The organism is bacterium, assembly GCA_017744355.1.
Taxonomy (GTDB): domain Bacteria; phylum Cyanobacteriota; class Sericytochromatia; order S15B-MN24; family UBA4093; genus JAGIBK01.
This window is the reverse complement of sequence record JAGIBK010000003.1, coordinates 303,818-315,747: the sequence shown is the minus strand read 5'-3', so window position 1 is coordinate 315,747 and position 11,930 is coordinate 303,818. Positions and strand designations below refer to the sequence as shown.

Genomic DNA, 11,930 nt, shown 5'->3' with positions numbered 1-11,930 from the left:
ACCATGGCAAACAGTGCCAAGCAAGCTGCTGCGAAGAAACCGCCGTCGGATAGTCCGCTGAACGGCAAGGTGATCATGGCAGCCGTCGGCATCGCCCTGATCTCGAGCCTCAGCTCGTTCGTGGCGATCCGCTTCGCGATGCCCAAGCAGGTGATTATCGAGAAGCACGTGATCACCGAGAAGGGGAAGGTCGTCGAGGACAAGGGCCACGAAGAGAAGCAGGCGCCGGCCACCGAGATCTACCCGGTCGGCGAGTTCATCGTGAACCTGTCGGATCCGGGGCGCCACTACCTCAAGACCACCGTCGCGCTGGCCATGGTCAGCGAGGCCCACGCAGAGGGCGAGAAGAAGGGCGGGGGTGGCCACGGCGGGGGCAACGAGGATCCTTCGGCGGCCATCAAGGCGGCCATGGCGGCTTATGAGCCTCTCTACAAGGACGCCATCATCTCGACCCTGTCGCGCCAGTCGATCGCCCGCCTCAAGGCGCCCGGCGGCCGGGACCTGATCAAGGACGAGCTCAAGGTGACGCTCAATCGCATCGCCCCCGACAAGAAGGTCATGGGCGTCTACTTCACGGATTTCGTGATCCAGTAAGGACCTCGCATGTCGGAGATTCTCTCGCAATCGGAGATCGACGCGCTGCTGTCGGCCCTCTCCTCCGGGGACTTGACCCCGGAGAAGGCCGCGGCTGCGGCCGTCGTTCCCGAAGAGGAGCACGTCCGGCGCACGGTCAAGATCTACGACTTCAAGCGCCAGAACAAGTTCTCCAAGGACCACATCCGCACCCTCTCGATGATCCACGAGGCCTTCAGCCGCCTCTTGAGCACGTCGCTGTCGGGCCAGCTGCGGATGCTGGTCCAGATCGAGGTGGTCTCCGTCGAGCAGCTGACCTTCGACGAGTACTCGCGATCGCTGCCCTCGCCGACCATCCTCAACGTCTTCACCATGGAGCCCTTGGTGGGGACGAGCCTGTTCGAGATCAACATCGACATCACCTCGGCCATCATCGACCGCCTGCTGGGCGGTCCGGGCCGGGTGACGCGCATCCGGCGCGACCTGACCGACATCGAGCGCACCCTTATCTCCAGTATCACCCAGCGCCTCTTGAGCACCCTCAGCGAGGCCTGGCAGAACATCCTGACCTTCAGCCCCAAGCTGGAGACCATGGAGATGAACCCGCGCTTCGTGCAGATCGTGCCGCCGACCGATCCGGTCGTGCTCATCACCTTCGAGGCTAAGTTCGGCGAGAACACGGGGCCTTTGTCCCTGTGCATCCCCTACATCGTGCTCGAACCCGTCATGAGCAAGATCTCGGCCCAGGCCATGTTCGCCACCCAGCGCCAGAGCCAGTCGACCGAGTATCGCGCCAACCTGCAAGGCCGGGTCCATTCGACCTACGTCCCCTTCCAGGTGGTCCTCGGCGAGACCGAAGTGACGGTCTCGGACGTGGTCTCGCTGGGCGTCGGCGACGTGCTGCCTCTGGGCACCTCGGTCGATAACGACCTGTCCGTCCTCGTGAGCGAGCAGCTCAAGTTCAAGGGAAAACCCGGGACACTCCGAAACAAGATGGCCATTCAGATCACCGAAGTGGTGGATAACGCGGAAGGGGAAGAAGCATGAGCGATGCCTTGACGCCCGAGCTCTTACGCTCGCTTGAAGAGGTCGGCGCGCTCGCGCTCGGTTCGGGAGCGACCACGCTGTCGATCCTCCTCAACAAGCAGGTCACGATCGCCTCGCCGCGCGCGGCGATCGTGGGAATCAACGAGCTGGGCACGGTCCTGAAGGAGCCGGTGGTCTACGTGGACGTGCCGGCGAGCACGAGCGGAGCGCCGATCACCATGGCCTTCCTGCTCACGCAGAACGACACGTCGATCATCACCGACCTGATGATGGGCGGCGAGGGCACCCCGCCCTCGTCCGTGATCGACGACCTGCAGCTTTCGGCCATCTCCGAGGCCATCAACCAGATGCTCGGCATGGCGGCCAACACCCTCAACTCGACCTACGGCAAGAAGCTCGAGATCCAGCCGCCGCAGGCGGGGGTGATGGACAACCCCGAAGAGCCCTCGCTGCCACCCGCTTACCAGGGCTCGCTCGCGGCGGTGGTCTACCAGCTCGCGATCGAGGGGCTGGTCACCAGCACCTTGGTTCAGCTCCTGCCCGAGGATTCGGTGCTCGTCATGGGTGAGGCCTTCGCCGCGCCGGTGGCCGGCGAGAAGACCGTGCCCGCCGCGGCCCCGCAGGCGGCCCCTGCTCCGCAGCAGGCTCCGGCCCCCAAGGCAGCGCCGGCTCCGGCTCCTGTCCAGCCGGCTCCGCAGCCCGTCTACGCGCCCCAGCCGACCTACGCTCCGCAGCCCGCCTACGCCGCGCCCGCCGCGGCCCTGGCGGCTCCGGTCAACGCGCAGGCGGCGCAGTTCGCGCCGCTCGGCGCCGCAAGCCACACCATGGCCCCGCCCTCGGGCCTGGACCTGGTGATGGACGTGCCCCTCAAGGTCACCGTCGAGCTGGGCCGCACCCGGATGCAGATCCGCGACGTGCTGGAGCTCGGCAAGGGCTCGGTGGTCGAGCTGGACAAGCTCGCCGGCGAGCCGGTGGACCTCTTGGTCAACGGCAAGCTCATCGCGCGCGGCGAGGTGGTCGTCATCGACGAGAACTTCGGTATCCGCGTCACCGACATCGTGAGTCCCGCGGAGCGCTTCACTTCGTTCCGGGCGTAAGAGGACGTTTTGGCTCCAGGCTTTCTGAAAATTCCAGGCTTCAAGCGGCTTTTCGCCGCGCTGCTGCTCGTCTTCGCCCTCTGGGGCGCTGCGGGCCACTCGCCGGCCGATGCGAAGCGGCAAGCGCCGCGGGTCGAGGCCACCGCCCCCGCGGCCACCGATTCGGAGTCGCCCGAGGGGTTCGCCTGGAAGGACTACGAGGATCCCGGTCTCAAGCGCGACGAGGGCAACCCCATCGCGAACGCCGTGGGCTTCCTCTTCAAGTTCGGCCTGGTGATCGGCCTGATCTACGGCACGGCCTGGCTCTACAAGCGGGGCATCATCCCGAAGCTCGCCACCGCCGCGCGCGGCCTCTCCACCACGGGGACGGGCCTCAAGGTCCTCGAGAGCATCCCCCTCAAGGGGGCTCAGTCCCTGCACCTGGTGCAGGCGGGCGATCGCTATCTGGTGGTCGGCAGCAACGGCCGCGAAACCATGGTCAAGCTCACGGAGTGGGAGGCCGGCACGGGCCCCGCGCGCTTCGAGGCGCTCGTCGAGCGGGCCGAGGACGAGAGCGTGGGAGACTTCTCGGACGCGCTGGAGTCGAGCCTGCGTCAGGTGACGCGCCGCCCGAAGGGGGATTGGTCGTGAAGCGTCTCAGCACCCTATCCCTGGCCCTAGGTGCCTGGGCCCTTGCTCAGGCGCCGGCCCTCGCACAGCTCGCGGTCCCGCGCATCCCCGTCTCGGGCGCGCCGCAGGACGTGGCCGCCAACCTCCAGCTCTTGGCCCTGTTGACGGTGCTGAGCCTGGCGCCTGCGATCCTGCTCCTGATGACCTCCTTCACCCGGATCGTCATCGTCCTCTCTTTCACCCGCCAGGCCATGGGCACCCAGATGATGCCGCCCAACCAGGTGATCATCGGGCTGGCCATGTTCCTGACCTTCTTCGTGATGGCCCCGACCCTGGGCGAGATCAACACCAAGGCCCTCCAGCCCTACATGGCCAACCAGATCACCCAGGCCGTGGCCCTGGACCGGGCGCAGGCGCCCATCCGCAAGTTCATGTTCAAGCAGACGCGCCAGAAGGACCTGGCCCTCTTCGTGCACATGGCCAAGCTCCAGCGCCCCCGCAACCCGAACGACATCCCGACCTACGTCCTGGTGCCGGCCTTCGTCATTTCCGAGATCAAGACGGCCTTCCAGATCGGCTTCGTGATCTACCTGCCCTTCCTCGTGATCGACATGATCGTGGCGAGCCTGCTGATGAGCATGGGCATGATGATGCTGCCGCCCGTCATGATCTCGCTCCCCTTCAAGCTGATCCTCTTCGTGCTGGTGGACGGCTGGCACCTGCTGAGCCGGGCGCTGGTCTCGAGCTTCCAATGAGTCAGACGGTCTTCTACGAGCTGTGCCAGCGGGCCCTGTGGCTGGCGGTCACCGTCGGGGGCCCCGTCTTGATCGTGAGCCTCGCGGTCGGCCTTTTGGTCAGCATCTTCCAGGCGGTGACCTCGATCAACGAGGCGACCCTGACCTTCATCCCCAAGATCCTGGCGGCCGTCGCGGTCCTAATCTTCGCCGGGCCGTGGATGGTGCAGTCGATCCTCGATTTCATGGCGCAGCTGCTCATCGATCTGCCGCGCTTCGCGAGGTAGGCCATGGATCTGGCGTCCCTCCTGCAGCTCCCCCCCGGCGGGCTCGAGGTCGCCCTCCTGGTACTGGTGAGGGTCTCGGCCCTGTTCGTCATCGCCCCGGTCCTTGGCAACCAGGTCCTGCCCGTGCGCTTCCGGGTGGGCCTCGCGGTGCTCGTGAGCGTCCTCATCCTGCCGCTTGCGCTAGCGGGGCCCCGTCCTGAAATCCCCGACGCCCACGCCCTGGCCATGGCGATCGCGCGGGAGATGGCGGTGGGCCTCATCATCGGCTTCGTGGCCATGACCTTCTTCTACGCAGTGCAGTTCGCGGGCCACCTGCTGGGGATCCAGATGGGCTTCGGCATGAGCATGATGTTCGACCCGACCACCCGCAGCCAGACCTCCGAAATCGCGGTCCTGCTGTTGCAGGTGGCCACCGTGGCTTTCCTCGCCCTCAATGCCCATCACTGGCTGCTGGCCGCGATCTGGCGCTCGTTCGAGACGGTGCCCCTTGCGACCTTCAACCCGGATGGGGTCTTGATCGAGCGGGTCCTCAAGGAGATCAGCGGGATCTTCGACACGGCCTTGACCATCATGCTGCCCATCTCGGGCATCATCCTGGTCATCGAGCTGGCGCTGGCCATCCTCAACAAAGTCATCCCCCAGATGAACGTCTTCTCGATCAGCATGGGGGTCAAGGTCCTCCTGGGCCTCGGCACCCTGGCCGCGACCCTGCCCCTGATCGGCGGCACCTTCGACTTTTTGGTGGATAGGCTCAATCACCGGCTTCTGGAGCTCTTCCGATGAGTAGTCCGGACAAGGATCAGAAGACCGAAGACCCTTCAGCCAAACGCCTCGGCGACGCGCGCAAGAAGGGCAACATCCCTCGCAGCATGGACGTCAACGCCTCGGTGACGATCATGGTGGCGGCGATCCTGTTGTACTGGCAGTGGCGGAACATCGTCGACCTGACGCGCAACCGCATGGTCGAGAACCTGAGCGCCTTTCCTCACGGGGACCTGACGATTCCCGCCCTCAGGGAGATGGCTCTGGTCCTCACCCGCGAGACCTTGCTTGCGATCGCTCCCTTCCTGTTCGGGATCCTCCTGGTCGGTCTGCTTTCGAGCTACGCCCAGGTGGGCATGCTCTACACCCTCGAGCCCCTCAAGCCGTCGCTCAACAAGCTCAACCCGATCCAGGGCTTCAAGCGCATCCTCTCGCTGCGTGGGGTGGTCGAGACCCTCAAGGGCCTGCTCAAGATCGCGGTGGTGGGATCCTTGAGCTACGCGGTCATCAGCGATCGCTACGAGGCGATCGTGACGGCGGTGCAGGCCGGCAGGGCCCAGCTCGGGGCGCTCTTGGCCGACACCGCCTGGACCATTGCCTGGCGCTCGGCCCTGGCCCTCTTCGTGCTGGGCCTCTTGGATTACTCCTACCAGCGCTGGGAGTGGTGGCGAAACCTCAAGATGACCAAGCAAGAGGTCAAGGACGAGGCCAAGCAGCAGGAAGGCTCGCCCGAGGTGAAGGGCGAGATCCGCAAGCGCCAGCGCCAGGCCGCGCGCCGTCGCATGATGCAGGAGGTGCCGACGGCCACGGTCGTCATCACCAACCCCACCCACTTCGCCGTGGCCCTCAAGTACGAGCGCGAGGAGATGGAGGTGCCGGTGGTGGTCGCCAAGGGCACGGACCTGGTGGCCAAGCGCATCCGAGACCTGGCGCGCGAGGCCAACGTGCCCCTGGTCGAGAACAAGCCGGTGGCCCAGGCCCTCTACCGTCAGGTCGAGGTCGGCGACGAGATCCCCCCCGACATGTACGCGGTGGTCGCCGAGATCCTGGTGGCCGTCACCCGGGCGGACGCCAAGGCACGCGTCTGATCTGTCTTCATGGAAATCATTTTCTTGCTAATTCGGGACTAAAGTCCCTTTCGCCCTGCAAGCGCCCTTCGATATAAGCGAGGGTGCCCCTCCCCGTGCGTCTCTTCCCCATCCGCAGGAGTTACCTAATGCGCAGTATCAAGCACGAGATCACCCTTCGACTCGGAGCAGGCATCGCCCTGCTCTTCGTGCTCCTCTTCACCTTCGTTGCCGTCTCGGTGCGCCAAGAGCAGATCGCTGCCAGCGAGCAGTACGGCAAGGCCGTCACTGCCGACATCGCCGATCGCCTCAGCGCCGACAACGCCAAGATGCTCAAGCTGGCAGAGCTTGCAGCGGACGCCCAGCTCACTGGCGCGTTCGGCAAGCGCGCCATGACCGCCGACTACCTGCGGCGCGTCGCCGAGCGCAACCCCGACGTGCTCGGCACCTACGTGGGCTACGAGCCTGGCGCCGACGGCAACGACGGCGCCTTCCGGGGAGCGCGCGGGGCCGACCAGAGCGGGCGCTTCATTCCCTACTACAACCGGCTCAAGGGCCCCTTGGCCCTCGATTTGCTCGTGGGCATGGAGACCGACGACTACTACCAGCTCCCCAAGAAGCTCGGGCGCCCGGTCGTGGTCGAGCCCTACCTCTACGGGGGCGTCATGATGACCTCGTACGTGACCCCGCTCCTCAAAGACGGGCGCTTTGTCGGCATCACGGGGGTCGATCGCGGCCTCGGCGAGATCCAGCAGCGGCTCAAGGCCCTCAAACCCTACCAGTCGGCGGCCTTCTTGCTCTTGAGCCCCAAGGGCGGGGTCGTCGCGGCGCCCACCGATGAGTTGCTCGGCAAGGACATCACCAAGGACGACAAGATCGGCCCCAACATCAAGGATCTGCTCGGTACCAAGCAGGCCGGCATGCGCCAGATCAAGGACCCTGTCTCGGGCAAGGCGGGCTGGATGTTCTACCAGCCGGTCCAGAACGGCGAGTGGCTGCTTGCCATGTTCGTCGAGCAGGGCGAGGTCCTGGCCGCCGTCAACCGTATGATGTGGGTGCTCGGCTTGCTCGCGGCGCTTGGCCTGGGCCTGATCGCGGGGATCCTGCTGTGGTTGATCGGCTCGGCCGTCAAGCCGATGGAGCGCCTGACCGAGGCCTGCGAGGCGATCGCCGAGGGGGACCTGAGCCGGGTGCGCGTCCTGGTGCCCGAGACCGAGGAGGTGAAGGGCCAGAACGAGTTCGCGCGCATGACCCTGGCTTTCCGCAGGGCGATCGGCTACCTCTCGGGCGTAGCGGGCCACATGGACCGTATCGCGCACGGGGATCTCAGCCGCGCGGTCGAGGCCCGCAGCGAGCGTGACCAGCTCGGGGTGGCCTTGTCGCGCATGGCCGCCAAGCTCCGCGAGGTGGTCGGCCGTGTCCGGTCGGCCGCCGACGAGGTGGGTGCCGGCGCGGTGCAGATCAGCAGCTCGAGCGCCGAGCTGAGCCAGACCACCTCGGTGCAGGCCAGCAGCGCCGAGGAAACCTCAGCGGCAATGGAGGAGATGGCCGCCAACCTCAAGTCGGTGGATGCGAGCGTCCAGCGCCTGGGGGCCAAGGTGAGCCTGGTGCGGGGCCAATCGGACGCCCTGGGCGCCGCCGTCACCCAGACCTCCAGCTCTATCTCGGAGCTCGCCGCGAGCATCCAGCAGGTGGCGGGCAACGTGGAGGGCGCCAACCGGGTGGCCGGAGAGGCCTCCGAGGCGGCGAACGCCGGTGAGACCGCCGTCGGCAAGACCATCGCCGGCATGAAGGCGATCAACGCGACCATGGACGGCATCCGGGAGACCATCCAGATGCTCGACCAGCGCTCGGGCGAGATCGGGGCCATCATCGAGGTGATCGACGACATCGCCGAGCAGACCAACCTGCTGGCCCTCAACGCCGCCATCGAGGCGGCCAGGGCCGGCGAGGCGGGCCGTGGCTTCGCGGTCGTCGCCGACGAGGTCCGCAAGCTCGCCGAGCGCTCGGCCAAGGCCACCAAGGAGATCGGGGATCTCATCAAGGGCATCCAGGCCGAGACCTCGCAAGCGGTCCATGTGACCCAGGAAGGCGCGGGCAAGGTCCGCGAGGGGGCCGCGCTCGCCGAGCGCACCGGCGAGGCCCTCGCCCGGATCAAACAGGCGGCCAGCCAGGTCAGCAGCCTGCTGAGCGAGGTCACCGGGGCGACGGGCGAGCAGGCACGCGCCAGTTCCCAGATCGTGACGGCCACCGAGCAGATGGCCGCCATCAACGACCAGGTGACCGGCGCGGTGGCCGAGATGGACGAGCTCACCAAGACCGTCACCTACGCCACCGCCGAGCAGCGCCAAGGTGGGGACCAGGTGGTCCTCGCGGTCGAGAGCCTCAACCGCAGCGCCCAGGAGGCCTCCGCTGCCACCAGCCAGGTGGCAGGCACCGCGGACGAGCTGAGCCGCCAGGCCCACCAGCTCCAGGAGGCCGTGGCCTTCTTCCAGGTCGACGCCGAGGCCCTGAATGTGAAGGTGCCGTCGGCCGCGAAGCCGCTGGCCCTGCCGTCGCGGCCCTAGCGATCGCCCACCGCGTTCGGAAGCCCCCAGCGGGCTTCCGAACGCGGATCGCTCAGGCTCCTTTCAGGAAGGTCGGATACCCTCATCGTCAGTGGCTGGTTTTGTGGAAATTAGGTATTTTGTCCCAATTCAAACCAGCCGGTCGAGGTATACCGTAGAGAAGCGCCTTTGTGCGCCCCGAGGATCGTCTTCCCGTCTTCTCTTCGCTGGTGGCGCCCATGATGCCGGACGAACGGCGTAATGGAGTGGATCGAACCAGGGTATAGAATCCAGACGGGAGATGGCGCGAGGCGGCGACGAGCCAGCATCGCGTCTTCAGTTTGTTCATGTGTCGTCACCCCATCATCGCGAGGGATTCAGGATGAGCGAAACCACTCTCGAGCGCCAAGCTTCGACCCTGCTCCAGCTGGCCAGCTTCCGTCTGGCCGAGGAAGAATACGCGGTCGACATCTCCGCGGTCCAGGAGATCGTGCGGATGTCCTCGATCACCCGCGTGCCCCGCGCCCCCTCCTTTGTCGAGGGCGTGGTGAACCTGCGCGGCAAGATCGTGCCCGTCATCGACTTGCGCCGCCGCTTCGGCATGGCCTCGGCCGAGCCGACCAAGGCGACCCGGATCATCATCGTGGACGTGGCCGGCAAGACCGTGGGCCTGATCGTCGATGCGGTACGCGAGGTGCTGCGCCTCGACTCCGAGGCCGTCTCGGCTACCCCCGAACTGGTCGCCAACGGCATCGACGCCTCCTTCTTCAAGGGCGTGGGCCAGCTGGGCGATCGCCTCATCATCCTGCTCGACCTGCAGCGCCTGCTGAGCATGGAAGAGATCGCCGCCCTGGCGCAGACGCCCGCCTAGTTGCCATGTCGATGATGGGTTGGTTCGATCGGATCACCGCCTCGTTCGCCGCTGTCATGCGGCGGCGCGGCGGACTTGCGAAGGAGGGCTCCACGCTCGCCGTGGAGGCCGATCCGGCCGATCGCGTGAAGGCGCTGATTCCGATCATCCGCGCCAACTTCGGCGAGCGGGCGGGCTCGGATCCCGACGTGTCTCCGCTCGAACCCCATCTTCCGGACGAGGCCGCTTTCAACATCTGCGTCGAGCTGATCGCGCTGCTGGGGCTCGAGGGCTTTCCCTACGACCCTGAGCGCCTGATCGCGTGGCTCGAACTCGGGATCCCCGCCTCGACCCTGTACGGCGTCTTCGAGCTGACCCAGCCCAAGGGCCTGGACGACCTCGATGCGCTCTTGGGGGTGCTTGGCAAGGACGTGGGCCGGGTGAACGTGGAGGCCCTGCGCACGGTCGCCGCCGCCTACCAGCAGCTCAACCGCCCGGTGCCGATCCGCAACCTCCTCAAGGCGCTGGAGCGCCTGGGGGGCGTCGAGGGGACCCCTGCCATCGCGGCCTTCGTGGCCTGCGCGCAGGCCTACGACGCCCTGGGACCGGTAGATGCCTTCTTCGACGAGCTGTTGCTCGAACGGGTCACCGATGAGGAGGCCCTGGCCGCCACCGCGGCACTTTTGGACCTGGTGGCGCTGAGGGTCAAGCGAATTGCTCGCTATGACGACATCCGAGGGCTGGTCGAGGGGGTGCACGATCGCATCACCGTCCGTCGCCTCTCCAAGACCCTCAGCCTCTTCGAGGAGTACGAGGTCCAGGTCGGCGACCTGGATACCTTCCACCTCTCGTTCGCCGACTCCCAGGCCGAGCTGGAATGGCTGGAGCGCGCCCTCAAGGGCATGACGGAGTTGGGTCGTTCGGTCGATCGCGTGGCCCTCATGCAGCTGCGGGAGTGGGCCCCCGAGATCGGCGCGCTGGGCCGTTACCTGACGGCGGTACGTGCGTTCCAGGGCACGGGCCTGAGCGTCGACGACGTGGATCGGCTGGTGCTCAAGCGGGTCGAGTCCGAGGAGCGCAGCCAGGTGCTGGGCCTGGTTGGCGAGCTCTGGTTCCGGCTGGGGCTCGGGGATCTGACCTTCGAGCGTGCGGAGCATCTTTCCAACACTTTGACCGACCGTGCCCGCCTCAAGCGCTACGAGACCGCCGTCAGCCTCTTCAAGGAGCTCAAGCTGAGCGTGAGCGACGTGGAGGCCCTGGCCGAGCAGTTCATCGAGAGCGCTGACGACATCTACTGGCTCGAGGCGGTGCTCGCGAGCGCCGGCGACTCCGAGGAGAAGCTCGGGCGCCTCAAGATCCTGCACCTGCGGGAGCGCTGCCCTGAACCCCCCTTGCTCTACCGCTACTTCCGTCTCAAGCGTGCCTTCGACTGGCTCCACGACGATCCCCAGACCCTCGACGCCTGGCTTCTCGACGCGGCCCCCCACCCCGATCGCACCACCTGCCTGCTGGCGCTCGCGGAGATCCTCCAGCTGGATCACCGGATCACCCTCGAGGAGGTCCAGCGGCACGAGGCAGCCTTCCCGACCCTCGATCTGATCGAGGCCTACGGGATCTGCGTCCACACCTTCAACGGCGACTGGCGCCGGTTCAGCGTCCTGCTGCACCAAGTCCGCCTGAGCGGCGATCTCGAAGCCTGCTTCGCCATCATGAGCCGGACCTTCGAGGACGCGCGACTCTCGGCGAATCAGTTCGAGCGCGCCCTCGAGCTCCTGGTGGCTCAGGGCCCCGGAGCGTCCCAGTCCACCGTCGTCCCTTCCGCCGACCCTACCCTTCCGCCACTGAGAGAGGAAGCCTGAACCTATGGTTAACGATCAAAGGAGCCCCGCCAGCCTGGATTACGTTCGGGCGTTCGTCCAGGCTGCGGAGCGCGTCCTGGGCGAAGTGATCGGCGAGGTGCCCGGCAAGGGCACGCCGATCTTCCAGACGGCCCCCTCTATCGGCTTGCAAGAGGTCAACGTCACCGTGGGCATCACGGGCGACGTGCAGGGCCAGGTCAACTACGGCATGGACATGACCACCGCCCTGGCCATCGCCTCCACCATGATGATGGAGCCGGTGGCGGCCCTGGACGAGATGTCGATCTCGGCGCTGCAAGAGCTCGCCAACATGATCTCGGGCAATGCCCGCTTCCACCTCAACGATCTGGGGATCACCTCGGACATCACCCCGCCCACCATGCTGGTCGGCAAGGACATGAGCGCGACCTGGCACCGGATCCGCGCGATGGCCGTTCCCCTCGAGCTCAGCTCGGGCAAGATCCTCGTGACCGTCGGCATTCGTCAAGGAGAGTAGTGA

12 protein-coding genes are annotated in these 11,930 nt (G+C 66.4%); all 12 read left to right on the top strand.

Annotation, left to right across the window (positions count from 1 at the left end):
• Window positions 1-3: 3 nt before the first annotated feature.
• The 12 genes from J7643_10315 (at window position 4) to J7643_10260 (ending at window position 11,927) form a co-directional block, all read left to right on the top strand.
• Window positions 4-594 (top strand): flagellar basal body-associated FliL family protein, encoded by a 591-nt coding sequence (locus tag J7643_10315; protein ID MBO9540972.1) that lies wholly within the window; start codon window positions 4-6, stop codon window positions 592-594.
• 9 nt (window positions 595-603) lie between these two features.
• Window positions 604-1,620 carry a flagellar motor switch protein FliM gene (gene fliM / locus J7643_10310; GenBank protein ID MBO9540971.1) on the top strand — a complete coding sequence of 339 codons (1,017 nt, stop codon included), beginning with the start codon at window positions 604-606 and terminating at the stop codon, window positions 1,618-1,620.
• Window positions 1,617-2,717: a flagellar motor switch phosphatase FliY gene (fliY, locus tag J7643_10305; GenBank protein MBO9540970.1), complete on the top strand. Its 1,101-nt coding sequence runs from the start codon at window positions 1,617-1,619 to the stop codon at window positions 2,715-2,717. The genes fliM and fliY overlap by 4 nt, the downstream gene beginning before the upstream one ends.
• 9 nt (window positions 2,718-2,726) lie before the next feature.
• On the top strand, window positions 2,727-3,347 hold the full coding sequence (locus J7643_10300) for a FliO/MopB family protein (protein MBO9540969.1): 621 nt from the start codon (window positions 2,727-2,729) through the stop codon (window positions 3,345-3,347).
• Window positions 3,344-4,081: a flagellar type III secretion system pore protein FliP gene (gene fliP, locus J7643_10295; GenBank protein MBO9540968.1), complete on the top strand. Its 738-nt coding sequence runs from the start codon at window positions 3,344-3,346 to the stop codon at window positions 4,079-4,081. The genes J7643_10300 and fliP overlap by 4 nt, the downstream gene beginning before the upstream one ends.
• On the top strand, window positions 4,078-4,347 hold the full coding sequence (fliQ, locus tag J7643_10290; GenBank protein MBO9540967.1) for a flagellar biosynthesis protein FliQ: 270 nt from the start codon (window positions 4,078-4,080) through the stop codon (window positions 4,345-4,347). Before fliP ends, fliQ begins: the two co-directional genes overlap by 4 nt.
• 3 nt (window positions 4,348-4,350) lie before the next feature.
• Window positions 4,351-5,130, top strand: coding sequence for a flagellar biosynthetic protein FliR (fliR, locus tag J7643_10285; GenBank protein ID MBO9540966.1), 780 nt, complete (start codon window positions 4,351-4,353; stop codon window positions 5,128-5,130).
• Window positions 5,127-6,197, top strand: a complete 1,071-nt coding sequence (gene flhB, locus J7643_10280; protein ID MBO9540965.1) for a flagellar biosynthesis protein FlhB — start codon at window positions 5,127-5,129, stop codon at window positions 6,195-6,197. Before fliR ends, flhB begins: the two co-directional genes overlap by 4 nt.
• Before the next feature lie 128 nt (window positions 6,198-6,325).
• Entirely contained in the window at window positions 6,326-8,743 is a 2,418-nt protein-coding gene (locus J7643_10275; GenBank protein ID MBO9540964.1) for a HAMP domain-containing protein, read from the top strand.
• 361 nt (window positions 8,744-9,104) lie between these two features.
• Window positions 9,105-9,593 (top strand): chemotaxis protein CheW, encoded by a 489-nt coding sequence (locus J7643_10270; protein ID MBO9540963.1) that lies wholly within the window; start codon window positions 9,105-9,107, stop codon window positions 9,591-9,593.
• A gap of 5 nt (window positions 9,594-9,598) precedes the next feature.
• The gene (locus J7643_10265) at window positions 9,599-11,431 is read left to right on the top strand and encodes a hypothetical protein (protein ID MBO9540962.1); all 1,833 of its coding nucleotides are present in this window, start codon (window positions 9,599-9,601) and stop codon (window positions 11,429-11,431) included.
• A gap of 4 nt (window positions 11,432-11,435) precedes the next feature.
• A complete protein-coding gene (locus J7643_10260) occupies window positions 11,436-11,927 on the top strand; it encodes a chemotaxis protein CheX (protein MBO9540961.1) in 492 nt (163 codons plus the stop codon).
• Window positions 11,928-11,930: the final 3 nt, after the last annotated feature.